General features: G+C 66.9%; 13 protein-coding genes and 3 pseudogenes. 10 read left to right on the top strand and 6 right to left on the bottom strand.

Annotation, left to right across the window (positions count from 1 at the left end; genetic code table 11):
• Positions 1–7: 7 nt before the first annotated feature.
• The 7 genes and pseudogenes from ACZ5CR_RS05180 to ACZ5CR_RS05150 form a co-directional block, all read left to right on the top strand.
• Entirely contained in the window at positions 8–913 is a 906-nt protein-coding gene (locus ACZ5CR_RS05180) for an aldo/keto reductase (protein WP_468853684.1), read from the top strand.
• 640 nt (positions 914–1,553) lie between these two features.
• Complete coding sequence (locus ACZ5CR_RS05175) at positions 1,554–2,351, top strand: SAM-dependent methyltransferase (RefSeq protein ID WP_468853681.1); 798 nt, start codon at positions 1,554–1,556, stop codon at positions 2,349–2,351.
• A gap of 223 nt (positions 2,352–2,574) precedes the next feature.
• Complete coding sequence (locus tag ACZ5CR_RS05170) at positions 2,575–3,210, top strand: TetR/AcrR family transcriptional regulator (RefSeq protein WP_468853905.1); 636 nt, start codon at positions 2,575–2,577, stop codon at positions 3,208–3,210.
• Between the two features lie 118 nt (positions 3,211–3,328).
• Positions 3,329–4,900 carry an MFS transporter gene (locus ACZ5CR_RS05165; RefSeq protein WP_468853903.1) on the top strand — a complete coding sequence of 524 codons (1,572 nt, stop codon included), beginning with the start codon at positions 3,329–3,331 and terminating at the stop codon, positions 4,898–4,900.
• 92 nt (positions 4,901–4,992) lie between these two features.
• Positions 4,993–5,166 (top strand): hypothetical protein, encoded by a 174-nt coding sequence (locus ACZ5CR_RS05160; protein WP_468853679.1) that lies wholly within the window; start codon positions 4,993–4,995, stop codon positions 5,164–5,166.
• A gap of 715 nt (positions 5,167–5,881) precedes the next feature.
• Entirely contained in the window at positions 5,882–6,436 is a 555-nt protein-coding gene (locus ACZ5CR_RS05155; RefSeq protein WP_468853677.1) for an RNA polymerase sigma factor, read from the top strand.
• A pseudogene (locus ACZ5CR_RS05150) lies at positions 6,433–7,737 on the top strand (PP2C family protein-serine/threonine phosphatase); the annotation flags it as partial. The gene ACZ5CR_RS05155 and the pseudogene ACZ5CR_RS05150, both read left to right, overlap by 4 nt.
• 124 nt (positions 7,738–7,861) lie before the next feature.
• Here ACZ5CR_RS05150 and ACZ5CR_RS05145 read toward each other — a convergent pair.
• Positions 7,862–9,382: an FAD-dependent monooxygenase gene (locus ACZ5CR_RS05145; protein ID WP_468853675.1), complete on the bottom strand. Its 1,521-nt coding sequence runs from the start codon at positions 9,380–9,382 to the stop codon at positions 7,862–7,864.
• A gap of 55 nt (positions 9,383–9,437) precedes the next feature.
• Complete coding sequence (locus tag ACZ5CR_RS05140) at positions 9,438–10,145, bottom strand: TetR/AcrR family transcriptional regulator (RefSeq protein WP_468853673.1); 708 nt, start codon at positions 10,143–10,145, stop codon at positions 9,438–9,440.
• 814 nt (positions 10,146–10,959) lie between these two features.
• On the opposite strand from ACZ5CR_RS05140, the gene ACZ5CR_RS05135 reads away from it, so the two are divergent.
• Complete coding sequence (locus ACZ5CR_RS05135) at positions 10,960–11,493, top strand: hypothetical protein (protein ID WP_468853671.1); 534 nt, start codon at positions 10,960–10,962, stop codon at positions 11,491–11,493.
• 28 nt (positions 11,494–11,521) lie between these two features.
• A complete protein-coding gene (locus tag ACZ5CR_RS05130; RefSeq protein ID WP_468853669.1) occupies positions 11,522–15,511 on the top strand; it encodes an nSTAND1 domain-containing NTPase in 3,990 nt (1,329 codons plus the stop codon).
• Positions 15,512–15,924: 413 nt separating this feature from the next.
• Here the strand turns inward: ACZ5CR_RS05130 and ACZ5CR_RS05125 are convergent, their stop codons facing one another.
• The 3 genes and pseudogenes from ACZ5CR_RS05125 to ACZ5CR_RS05115 form a co-directional block, all read right to left on the bottom strand.
• Entirely contained in the window at positions 15,925–16,821 is an 897-nt protein-coding gene (locus ACZ5CR_RS05125) for a DUF4231 domain-containing protein (RefSeq protein ID WP_468853668.1), read from the bottom strand.
• Positions 16,822–16,942: 121 nt separating this feature from the next.
• A complete protein-coding gene (locus ACZ5CR_RS05120) occupies positions 16,943–17,122 on the bottom strand; it encodes a hypothetical protein (protein WP_468853666.1) in 180 nt (59 codons plus the stop codon).
• A gap of 84 nt (positions 17,123–17,206) precedes the next feature.
• Positions 17,207–17,452: pseudogene (locus ACZ5CR_RS05115) on the bottom strand (MFS transporter); the annotation flags it as partial.
• A gap of 434 nt (positions 17,453–17,886) precedes the next feature.
• Between ACZ5CR_RS05115 and ACZ5CR_RS05110 the strand changes: the two are divergent.
• Positions 17,887–18,516 (top strand): hypothetical protein, encoded by a 630-nt coding sequence (locus ACZ5CR_RS05110; protein WP_468853665.1) that lies wholly within the window; start codon positions 17,887–17,889, stop codon positions 18,514–18,516.
• A 163-nt stretch (positions 18,517–18,679) separates the two neighbouring features.
• On the opposite strand, the pseudogene ACZ5CR_RS05105 reads toward ACZ5CR_RS05110, so the two are convergent.
• Positions 18,680–18,899 (bottom strand): annotated as a pseudogene (locus tag ACZ5CR_RS05105) (gfo/Idh/MocA family oxidoreductase); the annotation flags it as partial.
• Positions 18,900–18,995 lie beyond the last annotated feature (96 nt).

Raw genomic sequence — 18,995 nt, 5'->3', positions numbered from 1 at the left:
AGACACCATGCGCTTCCGCACCATCGCAGACACCTCCGTCAGCGCCATCGGCCTGGGCGCCATGCCGCTGTCCATCGAACACCGCCCGGACGAACAGCAGGCGATCGCCACCATCCACGCGGCCCTGGACGCCGGGGTCACGCTCATCGACACGGCCGACAGCTACTACTGGCACGCCGGCGAAGCAGGCCACAACGAAAGACTCATCGCCCGCGCCCTGACACGCTACGGGCGCGACACTTCCCACCTGCTCATCGCCACCAAGGGCGGCCGGGGCCGCCCCGGCGACGGCAGCTGGACCGTCACCGCCACCCCCTCCCACCTCAAGCACGCCGCGGAAGCTTCCCTCAAGCGCCTGGGCGTTGAGGCAATCGGCCTCTACCAGCTGCACAAGCCGGACCCCGCCGTGCCCTGGGCAGATTCCGTGGGCGCGCTGCGCGAGCTGCTCGACGCCGGCACCATACGATCCGCCGGGATCTCCAACGTCACCACGCGCCAGATCCACGAGGCCCACACCATCCTCGGAGACGGCCTGGTCTCCGTACAGAACCAGTACTCGCCCGCGGTCCGCGACAGCGAGCCCCAGCTGCGGCTGAGCACCGAACTGGGCCTGGCCTTCCTGCCCTGGAGCCCCCTGGGCGGCATCTCCCCAAGCTCCCTCGATGCCCCCTCTGAACCGACCCCAGCAAGCGCTAAACCGACCCCTGCAAGGACCGCCTTCCACCACATCGCGGCCGAGCACGGTGTCAGCCCGCAACAGGTCGCCCTGGCCTGGCTCCTGACGCGTTCCCCGGCGATGATCCCAGTGCCGGGCGCCAGCCGTCCGGCATCGATCCACGACTCGGCCAAAGCAGCAGAGCTCGAACTGAGCAAAGCAGAACAGATCCAGCTGAACGACACCCTGTGCAGGTGAACCGGCACCACGGGCCGACCGGTGGCGCAAGAACGCAACGCTCCACCGCCAAAGCCGCCAGAGCCGCCAGAGCCGCCAGAGCGAGCAAGTCGGCGACAGGCGTTGATCCAGTACATCGCAGGTCAGCGCCGTCAGACGGGGGCGGCTGCGGCGCCACGAGGCAAGTCACAGCGGGCGTTGTGGGAAATCACGGACCACCGGGGCGGGGGCGTACGGGAATCGGATGCCCCCGAGGTGATGTCGGGTGGCGCCGGGATCGATCGCGAGCTCGACATGTCGTTCACCATTCCGGTGGAGCCGAACTATGTGTTCCCCGAGGAACCCCTGGCGTCGACTACCCGTCCGACTACCCGTCCGACCAGCGCCCGGGGCCCACTGATGGCCGAGGCCCTGGGATGCGCCACTGCCCAGTGCGACGACGAGGCCGCGAACTCCCAGGCTCACAGCCCCCCCTCCCCCGGACCAGCGACATATTCACCGGGGCAGGGGCGTTGATGTAGCACCCTGTGCAAGTCTGTCCGGCAATGCCAATGTTGCGCCCGGGCGCACGCGGTGACAGCTGCCTCGGAAGACTGGACCGTATCGCTGTCCCTGTCCCCACCCTGGCCAATGGAGACCTGACCAAGAGAGAGGCACTCCAATGAGCAGTGAGCCGGCAGACATCCCTCACATAGACACCTTCCTTCCGCACAGCGCGCGCGTATGGAACTACTGGCTGGGCGGCAAGGACCACTACGAATCTGACCAACGGGCCGGTGACGCCTACAAGGAGAAGTTCCCCCTGATCGTCCCGATGGCCCGGGAGTCACGCGATGTACTGCGTCGCTCGGTGAGCTGGATGGCGCGGGCAGGTATCAAACAGTTCCTCGACGTGGGTGCCGGGCTGCCCACGGCCAACAACACCCACGAGATCGCCCAGCGCATAGCGCGGGACAGCCGGGTGGTCTACATAGACCACGACCCGATCGTCCTGATGCATGTCGACACGCTTCTGCGAAGCACGCCCGAAGGCGCCACCGATTACGTGCTGGCGGACATGCGCGACACCGACGAAATTCTTCAAAGCGCTGCGAAAACGCTCGACATGTCTCAGCCCATCGGTCTTGTGATCAATGATGTGCTGGGTCACATAGACCCCTGGGAAGACGTACTGGCGTTGGTGCGCGGCCTGGTGGCGGGCCTTCCTTCCGGCAGCTACGCCTCGCTGAGTCATTCCGATGCCGACGATGAACTGCACCGCAGCGTGCAGGAGGAGTACAACAACTCCGGCGCGATCCCCTACATTCTGCGCAGCCCCGAGCAGACGGTCTCACTCTTTGACGGTCTTGAACTGGTCGACCCCGGCTTCGTTCCCTGGCCGGAGTGGAAGCCGGACGCGGCCATGCCCGGCACGTTGACCATCCGGGCCGGATGGGTCGGCGTGGCACGGGTGCCATAGCGCCCCTCGCCGCCAGCCCGCAACCAACTGCCACCCGGCCCCCGTGAACATCCCGCCGCCGCGCAGGGCCCTGACAGCCGCAGAGTACTGCGCAACCGAACCCTCGGCGGCCTGATCAACGAGTATCGCTATGTCGCTTGACCAGCGCCGATGACTTTTAGAGCGACATGGGATACCGCAGCCGGAGAATGACAATTTTGCATGCTCTGCATCTTTGCGTAGTCTGCAAGATGTGACGAGCAAAGACGCTGTGCCCGGACTCCGCGAGCGCAAGAAGCGGGCCACCCGGGCGGCTTTGTCCGACGCCGCGGTGCGGCTGGCCGCCGAGCACGGGGCGGAGAACGTGACCGTCGAGGCGATCAGCAGCGCGGCGGGAGTCTCACCGCGCACCTTCTTCAACTACTTCGACAGCCACGACGACGCCTTCCTCATGATCGACGAGGAGGTCGGCGAACGGATCCGGCGTACCGTGCGCCAGGCGCCCGCCGACCTGCCCGTCCTCGACGTGCTGCGGGAGGCGTTCGCCGCGGAGTTGGTGGACATCGAGGAGCGCCACGAGATCTGGAGCCTGCGGGCCAAGGTCTTCCAGCGCTCGCCGCACCTCCTCGTCCGCGGCCTGGGCGCCCACATGGCCGAGGAGTCGGAGCTTGCGCAGGCCGTCGCCGAACGGCTGGGAGCCGTGCCGGGCCAGACGGTCGGGCTCTACCCCAAACTGGTCGCCGCCGCCTCCACGACCGCGGTCCGGGTCGCCATCGAGGACTGGTGCGGGCGGGCGGCGGACGCCGCCTTCGTCGACGTCTTCCGCCTCACGTTCGCCCACCTGGCCATGGGCCTGACCGCCCCCGCGGCGGACTCCTGAGCCCGCGTCACTCCTGAACCGCGTCACTCCTGAGTTTTGTTTCTGCCCGATCCGCGGATCGACTTGTAAGAGGGAAATCTTGAGCACAGCAGAGGCGCCCGAACAGGCGTCCACTTCCATGAGCAACAAGCAGATACTCCAGGCCATGTCCGGGCTGATGGCCGGCATGTTCGTGGCCATCCTCGCCGGCACGGTCGTGGCCAACGCACTCCCGCGCATCATCGCCGACCTCGGCGCCAGCCAGTCCTCCTACACCTGGGTCGTCACCTCCGAGCTGCTCGCCATGACGGCGACCGTCCCCCTGTGGGGCAAGCTCTCCGACCTCTACAACAAGAAGCTTCTCCTGCAGCTGTCCCTGGCCATGTTCATCGTCGGCTCCCTGCTCGCCGGGTTCTCGCAGGGCGTGGGGCTGCTCATCTTCAGCCGCGTCGTGCAGGGCATCGGCGCCGGCGGCCTGACCGCACTGGCGCAGGTCGTCATGGCGGCCGTCATCCCGCCGCGTAGGCTCGGCAAGTACGCGGGAATCTTCGGCGCCGTGTTCGCCGTGGGTACGGTGGCAGGACCGCTGGTCGGAGGCATCCTGGTGGACACCTCCTGGCTGGGCTGGCGCTGGTGCTTCTTCATCGGCGTGCCGTTCGCGCTGCTGGCCATCCTGATCCTGCAGCGCACGCTCCAACTCCCGACCGTACGCCGCGAAGTGAAGATCGACTTCCTGGGTGCCTTCCTGATCGTCGCCGGCGTCTGCGCGCTGCTGATCTGGACCTCGCTGGCGGGCCAGCAGTTCGACTGGGCGTCCTGGCAGACCGCGGCGCTCACCGGAACGGGTGTACTCCTGCTGGTGGCAGCGGTGTTCGTGGAGTCACGGGTGCCGGAGCCGATCATTCCGCTCGCTATCTTCCGCAACAGGACCGTCACGCTGACGACCGTCGCGAGCCTGCTGGTGGGCGTGGCCATGTTCGGCGGCACCGTCTTCCTCTCGCAGTACTTCCAGATCGCGCTTGGCAAGTCCCCCACGGCGGCAGGCCTGATGAGCCTGCCGATGATCCTGGGTCTGCTGGTGTCCTCCACCGTCGCCGGCCAGATCATCAGCAAGACCGGCAAGTGGAAGGCCTACCTAGTCTCGGGCGCCATCATCATGACCGCAGGACTGGGGCTGCTGGCCACCATTGACGCCGACACCGGCTTCGGAATTCTCAGCCTCTACATGGCCGTGCTCGGCGTCGGCGTCGGCATGCTGATGCAGAACCTGGTCCTGGCCGCGCAGAATGACGTACCGGCCTCCGAGCTGGGCGCGGCAACCTCCGTCCTCTCGTTCTTCCGCAGCATGGGCGGCACGATCGGCACCAGCGTCCTGGGCGCCGTCCTCGCCAACCGTGTGGCTACGGAGATCTCCAAGAGCGTGGGCGCGGCGGGCGGTGCTGCCGCCGACAGCTCCGGCGGCGAGGGCGCCGTCCCCGACATGACGAAACTGCCCGCACCGATGCGGGAGATCGTGGAGAACGCCTACGGTCTGGCAACCGCCGACCTCTTCCTGCTTGCGGCTCCGTTCGCGGCGCTCGCATTCGTCGCGGTGCTCTTCATCAAGGAGAAGCCGCTGAAGACGACGAGCGGCATGGAACGACTCGCCCAGGAGAGCGGCCCGCAGTCGGACGACGACAGCAAGAACACCGCCTCGGCGCCGGTCGCCTAGTCGATCGACCGTGTTGGCCATTTCGGGGCTGGCTTCGCCCCCGTCGATCGCTGGATCGACGGGGGCGAAGTACTGCGAAGTGGCTCGCCCGCATGCGGGCTACGGGTGAACGGGGTGCCGGTGAGGTGGGCATCAATGCGGGCGAGGTGGGCTGGAATGCCGCGCTGGTGATCGCCTCGATGCTGTACCGGGCCACCCAGGCGATGCGGTTGAGCCGGGCCACCCAGGCGATGCGGTTGAGCCGGGAGCCGATGGTCGGGGTGTAGGCGATCTCGACATTGTTCGCGGCCGCCACGTGCCGACCCGTCGGCATTCCTTCTTGCTCAGGTGCGGGGGGGAAGTTGTCACGGACGATCACGAAGCGGGTCTCGGGCGGGTAGAGGCTGCGCGGGTGGCGACAGAACTCCAGGAGCAGTGTCCGCCTCTTGACCGGCTTGATGTGGCCGTAGAGCTTGCCCTTGGCCAGACCCCGGGGGGGGCGGCGAACAGATGCCGCACCCCGCCCCGTAGCGATTGCAGGTCACCCGCCGCCCTGCGGCAGGGTTCACGCGCGGGGTCTCTGCGCCTGCCACCGCGCCGGTTGGGGTCCGGGTGCCGACCTTCACCCAACGGCACTTCCGCCTGACGCTCCGTCACCACCGCTCCTGTAAGCGTTCTCGCGGCTCCTCCCCTCTTATTGATAGCCGGGGCGTTCCTGGCATCCGACGGAGGAGGGCGAGCAGACGGTGCACACTGTGTGGGCCTGGACTTCTGCAGTGGTCTGCTTCAGTGCAGCAGCTGTGGTGCGGGCGTATGCCTACCGGATCCGGGAGCAGGGCAGACGCAAGACCATCACCGCCGTACTCCAACACCTCGACCAGCAGGGGGGATTCGCCCACTCCGTCGACCAGGACGGCCTGTCGTGGACCATTCAGGTGTCCGGAGCGCAGCGGACTGGAAGCCCTGCAGACAGCCAAGTACAGAGGGTGAGAAGCGCTGGGCATGTCGAGTGAAAACATCGGGCCCGCCTTCGACCAGCTGTACCGGGCGTCGTACCGCAGGATGCTCGCAAAGGGCATTGTCGTGTGCGGTGGAAACTCCGCGGTGGCTCAGGACGCGGTACAGGAAGCCTTCATCCGGTGCTGGCGCCGGATGAAGGACGTCCACGCCCCACCGGTGGACAACTGGCATGCGTGGCTGTCCACGGTCGTCGTACGTGAATGCCTTGCAGCCCTGCGTCACCTGCCGAGCACCCTCCCCCTGGAAGGCCGCGACTTCTCCTCCACCACACCGGAGTTGGCAGCACACCTGGATCTCAAGGACGCGTATCGTCGAGTATGCGGGGCGATCGCTCACTTAAGTGAGCAACAACGTGCAGCTGTCGCGCTGTGCTGCATGGCGGATCTCGATGCCAAGCGGGCGGGGGCAGTGATGGGCGTCGAGGCGCCAACTGTACGCGTTCACCTGAGCAGAGCCCGCAAGACGCTGGGGCCCATGTGGGCGGAGTTCAATTCCTTGGGGATCTTTGACGACCAGTGGGAAGGCGGGGCGCGATGAATGACAGCTCGGACCACACCACGATCCGGCACCGCCTGACCGGTCCATTTCGGCGCGGGCGCAGGGACGATCGTGTGGGCACGGACGACGCCGCCGATGCGCGCCTGCGCGACACGGTCCGCAGCACCGAGGACGCCATCCATCACGCACTCGGACCGGTCGTGGATGTCGAGCAGTCCCTGGCAAGCCTCAAGCAACGCCTGGAGTACGGCCCTCCCCCGGCAGATGCCTCAGTCCTCGACCGTGTGCCGGCTCTCGTCGCCCTCGTCCACGGCCCGGAGCACCGTCTCGCATACGTCAACGACGCCTACGTGAGGGCCTTCGGCCAACGGCCTCTGGGCGAACCGGCCCGTGAGGCGCTCCCTGAGCTGGACGAACTAAGCCTGCTGCCGCTCCTGGACCAGGTCCTGCACAGCGGCCAGCCGCGCACGGTCAAGTCCCGCGAGGCGCCGAGCGGCCGGTCGTACGCCGTCACCTGCACCCCGGTGGCCGAAGGCGGCGACGGAGTGATGGTTTTCGCGACCGACGTCACCGACCACGCCGAAGCTGCCGAACGCCTTCGCGCCGGCGAACGCCGCCAGCGTGAGACGGCCATCACCCTGCAGCGGTCCCTGCTCCCCCAGGAGTTGATGCAGCCGGACGGCCTGCGCATCGCCGCCACGTACCAACCGGGCGGCACGGAAGCCGCGGTCGGCGGAGACTGGTACGACGTGGTCTCCCTCGGCAACGGCCGCACGGGTGTGGTCATCGGCGACGTCATGGGCCACGGCGTACGGGCGGCAGCGGTCATGGGCCAGCTCCGTACGGCGGTCAGGGCCTACGCCCGCCTGGACCTGCGCCCGCACGAGGTCCTGCAACTCCTGGACGCTCTGGTCACGGAGATCGACGCCAACCAGATCGCGACTTGCGTGTACGCCGTCCACGACCCCCACGAGGACCGCCTGGTGTACGCCTCGGCCGACCACCTGCCCATCCTGGTCCTTGACCAGAGCGGTTCGGTCCTGCGCGCCGATGAACCCACGGGACCGCCCTTGGGCACGGGCGGCTGGATGCACGCGTCCGGCTCGATCGCCTTCGCCCCGGGCTCCACGGCGGTCCTCTACACCGACGGCCTGGTCGAACACTGCGACGAGGAACTGGACGACAGAATCGCATCCCTGGTACGGACGCTGAAAGGCAGCGCGACAGGCACCCCCGAGGTGATCTGCGACCGGCTGCTCCGCTCGGCAGGCGCCACGGCGGCCAACGACGATGATGTGGCCATCCTCGTACTCCAGCACACCGGCACGGCCAGCCAGCTGTCAGACCCACCTCATTAAGAGGTCCTTCTCTCCTGTTGTTTCATTCCTGGACGCGGCTTTGATGTGCTGGTGATGGCCTTCTTCCCCGTGGACACCGTGCCGCTGCGGCGCCTACGGGGTGGTGTTACTTCTCCGGGTGGCCGAGCCAGCGGATCGCCGCCTGCCGGAACGCCTCGGGGTCGGCCTGGCTGTCTGCCCATGCCACGATGCCGTCCGGACGGATGAACAGGGCGGTGAATCCGAGGTCGTTGCACGCCGGGCCGGCCGCGTACCGGACCCGGCCCTCCCAGCCCTTGGCCACGTTCTGCAGCACGCGGTCGGCGCTGAAGTCCAGCACCACGCCCTGGCCCTGGTGCAGCAGGTCGCCGAGGCGGGGGCCGTCGGTGAAGCGGAAGTCCGGGGCGGTGCGGCCGACGAGCGGCTGCTCGCTGCCCAGGTCGTAGCGGGTGAACAGTCCCGATGTCTTTCGATAGGCCTGGGTCACCCCGTCGGGGGTGCTCATCAGGTCGAGGACCAGTTGGCGCAGGGCGGGGGCGTTGGGGCCCGGCTTCATGGTCGCCACCTGGGCGCGCGACCAGTCGAGCACCGAGGCGCCGACGGGGTGGCGCTCGTCGGTGTAGGTGTCGAGGAGGCCGTCCGGAGCGGTGCCGTGCACGGTCGCGGCGAGCTTCCAGCCGAGGTTCACGGCGTCGCCGATGCCGAGGTTGAGGCCCTGGCCGCCGAGCGGTGAGTGGATGTGCGCGGCGTCGCCGGCCAGCAGGACGCGGCCCTTGCGGTAGCTGGTCACCTGCATCGCACGATCGGTGAAGCTGGCGGCGAGCTGGACACCGGTCAGCGTCACGTCAGTGCCGGATATGCGGCGCAGGACCGCCTGGAGGTGCTCGCGGTTCAGCGGCTGAGAGCGGTCGAACGTACCGCCGTCGAAGTCCATCATGCCCAGGTGCCCCTCGAAGGGCGTGCGCAGGTACATGCCGGTCGGTGTCAGGTTGAAGCCCATGGACAGCTGCTCGGGGTCGGCGAAGGCGACCTCGGCGACGTAGCCGGTGAACAGCGGGTCGGTGCCGACGAAGTCAAATCCCATGAGCCCGCGTACTGTACTGCGCCCGCCGTCGCAGCCCACCAGCCAGCGCCCCCGGTACTCATGACCGCCCGCCGTGGCGGTGACGCCCTCGTCGTCCTGCGCCACAGCGGTGACGGCAACATCCCGGATGATCTCGACGCCGAGGGAGGCGGCCCGTTGGGCCAGCACCGTCGTGACCGCTTCCAGGCTCGTCATGAAGCCTTCCATCGCCGGGCTGGGCAGCCGGAACGGGAGAGCGGATGCGTCGATGCCGGCCGCGTCCAGGCCCATGCCCGCGAAATGGGACACATCGCGGGGAGCGGGTGCCTCGTTCGCGTCAGGGTCGGCGCCGACCTCCTTCTCGTCCGCGCCCGAGGCATCGATCATCGCTTCGAGCAGTCCGCGGCGGTAGAACGTTTCGGCCGATCCGGCGGTCAGGCCCCGCATCCCGAGCGGGAGTGCCTTCAGTGGCGAGGTGAGTTCCTGATCCCGCTCAAGGACCAGGACCGAGCAGCCGGACAGGGCCAGTTCGCCGGCGAGGAACAGGCCGACCGGGCCGCCGCCCGCGATTACTACGTCATGCATGAGAGTTTCCCTTCCGAAACGCATGAGCGGGGTTGCCCCGGCCGGATGCGGCGAGTCAGCGCAGGTGAGTGAGGCCGTTGAGGACGACAGCGATGCCGGTGAGGAACTGCTCGCGGTCGTCGTGCTCTCTCATCTGGCCGGCGATGGCGTGCATGAACGGGTAGTCGTCGGGGTTGAGTTCCTGCCACGCGGCCGAGGCCGCGCCGAAGAATTCCTCGCGATCCGCGTCCGGGTCGCCCCCTGAGGTGTCCCCCTCGATGCGGGCGTTCTGGCTGACGGCCCCGAGGATGTAGTGCACGAGCGTCGAGGCCGCGTCGAACCATCGAGCTTGAGGTACGCCCAGGGCGCCCACCTGCCGACCGAGCTTTTCGAAGATCCCCACCGTCACCGGGCCGACGGGGTTGCGGATGATCTGGAGGGTCAGCCGTGTGGCGAGCCACTGGTGTTCGGCGATCGCGTCGAACAAAGCCAGTGCGACGACGCGGACCTCGTCCTCGGGCGGGGCCGCGGCCCTGGTGGGCTTGGTGGGTTTGGTGTCCAGAGCGGCGGTGATGACGGTTTCCGTCGCCGTGTCCAGCAGCTCATCCCGGTTGCCTACGTGGTAGTAGATCGCCCCCGATCCGGTGGCCAGGCGATCAGTCATCGCCCGGACGGTCAGCGCGCTCTCGCCACCTGTATCGAGCAGGTCGATCGCGGTGTCGATGATCTGCTCCCGAGAGAGCACCTGGTTACGCCGCTGACTCCGGCGTGCGCGTGTTGGCATGCCCCAAGTGTGACGCATTTGGAGCACTGCGCCAACTTGGAGCAGTGCACCAATCAGGTCATGGATCGACCACACTGGACCTCAACCCGCACGGAACCCCTCATCCACACGGTCGCGAGACGCAACCTGCCGCGACGTCCGTCATCTCGGAATCGCCCCGAAGGGGTGCGGTGATGTCACAGCGGGCGGCGAAGGTTCCGGCCTGCCGGGGAAGACTGCTCCGCCGTCTTGCGCCTGCCGTAAATGACGTCCATGCAGCTCAGGAGCGTCCAGGCAGCACCCCTGCACGCCGCCCCCGAATCGCTCCCCCACGCACAGATCACCAGGCTGAAGGTACGCCGGAGAGACCACCTCGGCGGAGTCCTCCTCGAATACCAACATGCCGCATGAAGTGCACAGATGGACTTTCGGCAGGAGCAGTCCCGCGGCCCTTCTCGGCACGCTGGGCCGCCTCCAGCGCCGCCGCACGGGTTGCCGCGTGGTAAATCTCCGCCCGTCCCCCATAGGCCGAGCTTCCAGCGATCACGCCGGTACGGCAACACAGGTACGGAAACTGGAATGCATGGGACCGACGAAAACAGCCTTCAAGTAATGGCACCCATTTTCGACACAATAGCCCCTCGATACATTGCACATGACTTCACTCTCCACCTGTCACTATCTGCCCAATTGCAAGGCAATTCACACACCTTACTTCCCTTGACCCGAAGACAAGTCCGCAGTATTTTCATCGCGCCACATCGAATCTTCCGCTTCAGTCCTGCCAAGTCAAAAGAGGCTGTTCGTGCTCCGGAACCTAGCAACCCTCCGAAATTTGCTCCTCATCCTCTCGCTGGTCGCCTCCCTGGGGGCTGTACTCGTCGTGATGAGTGCGCAAGACGCCGACGCGAAGCGCCGTAAGTCCCATAAGAATAATTCGTTCGCGGAATTTGCGGATAACTACCGCCCACCGAACGCTCTAAAGTGCCTGTACATTGACAAAGACGAGACGACCAATAAGCCAGTCGACGACTACAAGTGCACGGGTGCCAACGTCGCCCCAACTCTGTTGCACGACATGCTGGCCGCCGCCAATGACGACCCCAGGTCCCTTCCCCCGAACGAGCAAGGATGGAAGTACCTGGTGGCTCCCGATCGCTTCGAATGTACCTGGAATGGCTTAGGAGACGGGGAGAAGAAGCTCGCGAAGACGTACAACTGTAGCTACACACACCGACATGACGAACACAGTGGCAAGCACACCCACACGTTCTCGCTGGACCAGATGATTCTCGCCGAACCGACGGAACCTAGCAGCGGCTCCATCTGGTATCTGCCACATAATCTGCCCAACAACTCGTGCGACTAAATTCGATCCTCCTTGGGAGGGCTGAGGGATGGCCTCGCTGTTCATCAGCCACAGCAGCCAGGACCGTGCAGTGGCAGAGCGGATCGCCGGTCGGCTCAGAGCCGAGGGTTTCGCCAGTCTGTTCCTCGATTTCGACCCTGATCAGGGTATTCCGGCCGGCCGCTCTTGGGAACGTGAGCTGTACGTCCAGCTCCGGAAGACGGACGGGGTGGTCTACCTGGCGAGCGCGGCCTCGATCGCGTCGCGTTGGTGCTTCGCTGAGCTGAGTCTGGCCCGCTCATTGGGCAGACCTGTCTTTCCGATCCGCATCGATGACACCGCGCGACTGGGACTTCTCGACGATGTGCAGTGGCTGGACCTCGCTGAGGGGCCGCCCGCCCTCGATCGGCTCCTGGCCGGCTTGCGCCTCGCCGGGCTCGAGTCGTCCAGCTCCTTCACGTGGGATCCCGCACGCTCCCCGTATCCGGGATTGGAACCTTTCACGCCCGAGGACGCCGCCGTGTTCTTTGGCCGCGATCAGGAGATCGATCGGCTTCTGGAGCTCGTGCAGCCCACCTTGCAACACGGCGGCGGACGATTCGTGGCGATCGTCGGCCCTTCTGGCAGCGGTAAGTCCTCCCTACTGCACGCAGGTCTGCTGCCCCGCCTTCGCCACCAGACCCGCCGGTGGGAGGTGTTGCCTTCGATCCTGCCTGGTAGGCGCCCCACTCGAAATCTCGCACGCAGTCTTGTGCAGGCGCTCGTCGACCACGGCATCCCACGCCCCCTCGCCGATGTGGAGGGGATGTTGCTCCAAGGTTCTGCGGCACTCGTGGAGCTGGCAACCGAACTCAGTCAGGTCGACGGTGAGCGGCGTGATGTGATGGTGGTTGCCGACCAGGCCGAAGAGCTGCTGACCCGCAGCGGCATCGAGGAACAGCACTCCTTCCTCCGTCTCTTGTCCGGTGCCTTGGGTGATGAGAGTCCCCTATGGGTCGTGGCAACCGTGCGCTCCGAGTTCTTGACTACGGACCCCGACCGGACAGGGTTGTCCGAAGCGGTCGATGACCCCCTCGTCGTCGAGCCGCTCAGCCGGGCTCGACTTCCCGAAGTCATCGCCCGTCCTGCGCGGCGGGCCGGAGTGGAATTCGCGCCGGGCCTTGTCGAGCGCATCGCGGAAGAGACTACCGGCGGGGACGCCCTGTCGTTGCTCGCTTACACCTTGCGTGAGCTCTACGTTCGGGCCGGCCCTGAAGGGCTGATCACCAGAGCCGACTACGACGCGGTCGGCGGGGTGGTGGGCGCGCTGCGCCGCCGAGCCGACTCGCTGCTCGACGAGCTGACCCGGCGCGGCCAAGGGGATGCCGCCCTACCGATGCTGCTGAAACTGGCAGCGGTCGAAGGGGAGCAGGAGCCGACTCGCAGGCGAGTGCCGCTCAGCCTACTCACTGGTGATGAACGGGCCGTTGTGGATGTCTTCGTCAATGCTCGTCTGCTCACCAGTGGCAGGCGCGACGGCGAGGAAAGCGCCGTCGAGGTGGCCCACGAGGCGCTGCTGCGCCAGTGGCCGCCCCTATACGAGGCCATCGAGGCTTCCCGCCACTCACTGCGGCTGCGCTCCGAACTTGAGCGGCTGGCAGCCGACTGGGACCGCGGCAGTCAGGACGACTCGTACCTGCTGCGCGGGATGCGGCTAGGCACCTTCGGGGCCTGGGCTGCCGATCACGCAAGTGAACTCGGCTCGACTGAAACCCAGTTCATCGGGCACAGCCAGGCCCTGGCCTCACGCGAGCTCGATGCGGCTCGGCGCTCGAATCGCCGCTTGCGAAGCCTGGCGGGCGGACTGGCCGTCCTGCTGGTTCTCACCCTCCTGGCCACCGTCCTGGCCTACGTGAGCAATCAGCGCGCCCAGTCCCGAGCTCGTCTCGCCCTGTCCGGCAAGCTGAGTGTCCAGTCGGCCAGCCTCGTCGACAGCCGGCCCGATGTCGCGATCCTGGTGGGCCTGGAGAGTCTGAGCGTGGCTCACGAAGACCGGCCCGAACCGGAGCCTTCCGCAGGACTCATCTCGGGCTTGGCGCGGGTCAATCACGCATCAAGGCTGCTCGCCCATCCCGACCAGGTGCAGGGAGCTGCCGTCAGCAGGAACGGCAGAATGCTCGCCACATCCGGCTGGGACGGGATCGTACGGCTGTGGAATCTCCCGTCAGGCACACGAAGCGGGGCGCCACTGACCGGCCATACAGGGGCGGTCATGGATGTGGCGTTCAACCCGCGCGGCACGTTGCTGGCTTCGGTGAGCCTGGACGGTACGGCGCGCCTGTGGGACATGGCGACGAGAAGACCGCGTGGCAAGCCGCTGCGCGGTCACAAAGGCGGGGTGCAGGATGTGGCCTTCTCGCCGAACGGTCGCCTGCTCGCAACGGCCGGGAAAGATGGCACGGTGCGGCTGTGGGATGTGGCGTCGGGAAAGAAGCACGGTGCCGCGATCACCGGACATGAGGACGAGGTGACCGGGGTGGTGTTCAGCCCCGATGGGAGGTTCCTCGCAACCTCCAGCAAGGACGAGAGCGCGCGCCTGTGGAAGCTCAGCTCACAGCACCCGAAGCAGGTTCGGAAGTTCGTCGGCCACCATGAGTGGCTGCGGGGAGTCGCTTTCAGCCCCAACGGCAAGCTGATCGCCACCGGCGGTGACGACGGAAACGCACGGCTGTGGGACGTGGCCACAGGTAAAGAAGCGCGAGGCTCGCCCCTCAGGGGCCGCAGAGGCACCGTATGGGCTGTGACGTTCAGCCCTCACGGCGATCTGCTGGCTACCGCAGGTGACGACGGGGCCGCGCGGATGTGGGAGGTGAAGACCGGCGAGCCACACGGTCAACCCTTCATCGGTCACAGCAATTTGGCGAACCAGGTGGTGTTCACCCCTGACGGCAGGAAGCTCATCACCACCAGCTGGGACAAGTCCGCGCGGCTGTGGGACACAGCGGCGCGCTATTCGATCAGTCAGCCGCTCACCGGCCATCAGGATGAGGTGAATGGCGTCGCGTTCAGCCCCGACGGCAAGCTGATCGCCACAGCCGGCGAAGACGAAATGATGCGCTTGTGGCACGCGGACAACGGCAAGCAGGTCGACCAACCGATCCACACAGGCTATGTGAACAGGGTGGCGTTCAGCCCCGGCGGAGAATTCATCGCCACTGCCGGCCCCGACAACGCGGCGCGTCTGTGGACCGTGGCCTCTGGGAAACCGTACGGCCGTCCTCTGGTCGGGCACCGAGGCTGGCTGATGGATGTGGCATTCAGCCCGAACGGACAGCTGCTGGCCACCGCTGGTGGGGACAGCGAGGCGCGGTTGTGGTCGGTCCGCGACGCTCGGCAGGTCGGCGGCCCGCTCACCGGGCACACCGAGTCGGTGAACGGCGTCGCGTTCAGCCCCGACGGCAAGCTGATTGCCACTGCGAGCACCGACCAGACCGTACGACTCTGGGACGTGGCATCGCGAAAGCAATTGGGGGAGCCACTGCGGGGGCACACCAACGAGATCGGCGATGTGGCATTCAGCCCGGACGGCAAGCTGATCGCCACTGCGAGCACCGACCAGACCGTACGACTCTGGGACGTGGCATCGCGAAAGCAGCGGGGCAAACCACTCACTGGCAATACCGGCATGGTGGAGGACGTGGCCTTCAGTCCGAACGGCGAGCTACTCGCCACAGCCGGCAGCGATGGCACCGTCCGAACATGGGACGTGCGGGCAGGTCAGCCTGCGGGCCCCGCGCTGACGGGACACAAGGGACGGGTCTACTCGGTCGCGTTCAGCCCTGATGGCACCCTGATCGCCTCCGCTGGAGCGGACGGCGCCGCACGTATCTGGAAACGGAACTTCACGGCTTGGGCTGAAGAGGGCTGCAGGATGGTCAACCGGAATCTCACGGCGGCCGAGTGGGAGCAGTTCGTCCCGGGCGCAGACTATGAGCGCACATGCCCGAGTTTGCCGTCCGGGCAGGGAGCTCCCCAAGACGCGAAGGGCGCCCGGTACTGACACATGTCGTAGGGGAGCCTGCGATGAAACACGGTCGGAGTGAGGTGCCCACCATCACCACAGGGCAGCTGCCTTCACCCACGCGACCTTCTGGCCCATTCCAGTCTCCGCCACACTCATGCTGGGGGCACGTCAGCAGAAGCACTGCCACAGCGCGTATTGGGCGGCCGGCCTGGCCGGGGCTCGTCGACCAGACCCTCCAGCCGCTACGCGAGAAACCGTCGACGCCATTTGCGGACCGTGCCCGGTAAGGCCAGGGCCTGGGCCGAGGACGCCCGACGAGCCTACCGCTCCAACTCCGCCTATTCCTGAGCGGGTAGCAGCTGCGGTTTCAGCTTGGACCCCGACGAGGAACTGACGCACCAGCAGCAGAAGTCACCTACCAACTAACCACCAACTACTGACGCAGGGCACTAGGCAACGGTCCACTTGACCATCCAGGCATCGTTCTGCACCGAGATGACCTGCTCGCAGGCCCGGACGAACTCGCCTCTCGCTTCCTCCCCTTGGGGTGCCGTCTGCCCCACCACTTCCCTGTGGAGCAGCAGCGCCTCCAATTCGCTCGCGGTGCGGAAGTACTCCAACTCCTGGTACGCGTACCGGGCCGCCGCCGCATGCGCCGTGACCGAAGTCGCTACCAGCGTCACGACCGCGATCCATACTCCCGCCTGTTCGACCCCGAAGGCCCCGGCCGCGCCGCCGAGCGCGGCGCCGAGCAGAGCGAGCGCCGTCTCGGTCCTGCGGATGCGACGCACCCGGGCACGCATGAGCAGAGCCTGCGGGCGGTAGTACGCGTCTATCTGCTGACGCAGGCGGTGGCTGACGTAGCTTTCGATGTCCGAAACGGGTGGCAGTGGGCGGTCGGTGGGTCTGAGCCCTTCGACGTAGTGAGCCAAGTCTGAGGATTCCGACTCCAGTTGGGCCAGCCGTGCGAGGGTTTCGGTCTGCACTCCTGCCCCCGCTGCCGCCCCCGCTCGTGCGAGATGGGCGTAGGCCTCGGACTTGAGCGCCTCGGCCACGGAACGCAACCGGGTCCAATCCTGGGCCTGTTGGGGCGACGCGTACCGGGCGGCAAGCGGCACGGCACCACCCGCGAGGGCGGCCGCAAAGGCGGCGGCCCTCCCCGCCACGCCGGACACCTCCATCAACTGGGCGGCCAGCGTGCCGAATACGGCCGCACCGATCCCCAGGAGCAGGGCGAGCAGCCGCGCCCTGCCGATGGACCTCTTCTGGGTACGCGCCGCCTGCGACCAGACGCTCTGCCGATCCCACACCGCGCGTATCGCGGTATCGCCCCCGAGTGCTTCCACGGCATGATTCTGTCTGACGGGCGAGACCTCGGGCAAAGACTTGGGGAATCCGAATCCCAACAGCAGTCCAGGGGGTGCCCCTATGGCTTTGGTCAAGGAGCGAGCGGGGGCCGAGGGACGCTTACAGGGAGGCGAAGGCCCACGCGTAGCCGACGGCGGCCAGGCGCTGATTCTCGGCTCTGCGGCTGGTCACGACGTGACTCTTGCCGCTGGCCCTGTGGCGACGGGTGCGTTTGAGTAGGGCGCGCGGCTGGCGGCGGGTGAGCTGGGCGGCTGCGGTCGGTGTCGGTTCAAAACCCAAGCCATACACCGGCGATGCCCAGTTCACAGCCTTGCGCAACACCCTTTGGTACCGCAGGGGTGGCGACTACGTGTTCCTCGACGAGTAGGCGACCAGGATACCGAGGGTGATCATCAGTTGGTTCATCGTGAGCAGCCGCCCGCGGATCTTCGTCGGGGAGATCTCGGGCAGGTACACCGGCACTGTTGCCGACGCCGCTCCGACCGCGAGGCCGAGGATCACACGGCCCGCCATGAGCACCGGGTATCCGTTCACCGCGATCGCCATCGCCATCGCCGTGCCGATGGTGAAGACCACGCCGACCGCGCCCAGACCATTGCGTCGGCCGACCGTGCGCCGCCCATCCGTCACCTTCCAAGCTCCGCCTGAGAGTGTCTCCGGTGCGGAAGTCGTCAGGCGTGACGTAGATCGAGTAGTACATGGTGCTGCCGTTCTTCGGCACTGTGATGCCTAATGCAGGGCAGTCTCAAGCAACTGGACGCGGGGCTGGACGCGTTGCTCGAGTCGTGACACGGCGTACGCCTCGGCGGTGACGTCTGGAGGATCACATCGGAGCATGTGCTCCGGACGTGCCCGACTCGGTCAACATCGCCACCACTCTCGCCGACCCCAGGAACGCCGTCGCCGCTACCGCTGGTAGACGGGCGACCTGCAGATCAGGCCGACCGGGATTCCAACGTGTCACAGCAGCGTCACTTCACCTTCACGATCTCCCCACATGCCGCATGATGCTCCCTCAGCACACGCACATCCCAGGGGGGATCATGCACGCCCGCACCGCCATCACCGCCCTCGCCGCAGCCGTACTCCTCACGCTCACCGCCTGCTCGGCCGAAGACACGACCACCGACACACCCGAGCAAGTCTCCAGCCAGGACAAGCCCGACAAGGAGAACGACAGCACCAAGGCAGAGACCACGGCCCTGCCCGACATGGCAGGCAAGGGCCTCCAGTCCGCACAGGACCAAGCACAGAAGGCCGGGTTCTACGGACTCACCTCACACGACGCGCTCGGCCGGGACCGCATGCAGGCCTTCGACCGGAACTGGAAGGTCTGCTCACAGACCCCGGAGGCCGGCGACCACCCGATCGACACGAAGGTCGACTTTGCCACGGTCAAGCTCGACGAGACCTGCCCGTCCAAGGACGCAGGCGCGGCAGAGCCCTCAGAGGCCGGGGCGCAGATGCCGGACTTCAAGGGCAAGGCCGTCAAGGTCGCACGCGGCGCGCTCGACTCCGGGACCAGCATCACCGTCAATGACGCGTCCGGGCAGGACCGCATCGTGTTCATGGAGTCGAACTGGCAGGTGTGCTCCCAGGAGCCCGCCGCAGGCGCCAGGCTCGACGGACAGCCGGTGACGCTCGACGCGGTGAAGTTCGAAGAGTCCTGCTGATCTACCCGTTGACCGGCCCGGCCCCTCCCTGGAGAGGCCGGGCCTTCGCACGCCCACAGGAGGTTTCCCCCTGGCTGTCATCCTCAAGGACGTGCACAGGAAGTGACCGCGATCTGCTCGCGGCGGGTGTCGGTGTGAGTGTGGGTGTGGGTGACCTCAATCGTCATCGTTGGGGGCTCCAGTGGGGGTGGCTGCCGTGCATGGCCGGGTAGCAGGGGTCACCGGCGGCGATCTCGCCCGCGAGCACCGGCTGTCCGGTGAACGCCGACTTGTAGAGCGCGGCGGCGAATTCGAGGGTGCGGCAGGGCCTCGGCACCGCTGCCCGGCGGCCGTACGCCCTGCTCGTAGGCGTCCAGGAGGGCACCGAGCTGGGTGGCGTGCGCTCCCTCTTCGCCCTCGGCCACGAACTCCCCGGGTCGCGCCATGGTGGATGTCTCCTCGACTGTGGTTTCAACATCGCTGTCAGGCCTGCCGGACGG

Source organism: Streptomyces sp. NPDC031274, assembly GCF_055570235.1.
This window is presented reverse-complemented; position numbering and strand designations above follow the sequence as displayed.

What these genes read in the sequence shown, in the direction of transcription:
- ACZ5CR_RS05130 (WP_468853669.1), top strand. Translation starts at nt 11,522, where the DNA reads ATGGCCTCGCTGTTCATCAGCCACAGCAGCCAGGACCGTGCAGTGGCA.
- ACZ5CR_RS05175 (WP_468853681.1), top strand. Translation starts at nt 1,554, where the DNA reads ATGAGCAGTGAGCCGGCAGACATCCCTCACATAGACACCTTCCTTCCG.
- ACZ5CR_RS05110 (WP_468853665.1), top strand. Translation starts at nt 17,887, where the DNA reads ATGCACGCCCGCACCGCCATCACCGCCCTCGCCGCAGCCGTACTCCTC.
- ACZ5CR_RS05140 (WP_468853673.1), bottom strand. Translation starts at nt 10,145, where the DNA reads ATGCCAACACGCGCACGCCGGAGTCAGCGGCGTAACCAGGTGCTCTCT.
- ACZ5CR_RS05165 (WP_468853903.1), top strand. Translation starts at nt 3,329, where the DNA reads ATGAGCAACAAGCAGATACTCCAGGCCATGTCCGGGCTGATGGCCGGC.
- ACZ5CR_RS05160 (WP_468853679.1), top strand. Translation starts at nt 4,993, where the DNA reads ATGCGGGCTACGGGTGAACGGGGTGCCGGTGAGGTGGGCATCAATGCG.
- ACZ5CR_RS05145 (WP_468853675.1), bottom strand. Translation starts at nt 9,382, where the DNA reads ATGCATGACGTAGTAATCGCGGGCGGCGGCCCGGTCGGCCTGTTCCTC.
- ACZ5CR_RS05180 (WP_468853684.1), top strand. Translation starts at nt 8, where the DNA reads ATGCGCTTCCGCACCATCGCAGACACCTCCGTCAGCGCCATCGGCCTG.
- ACZ5CR_RS05155 (WP_468853677.1), top strand. Translation starts at nt 5,882, where the DNA reads ATGTCGAGTGAAAACATCGGGCCCGCCTTCGACCAGCTGTACCGGGCG.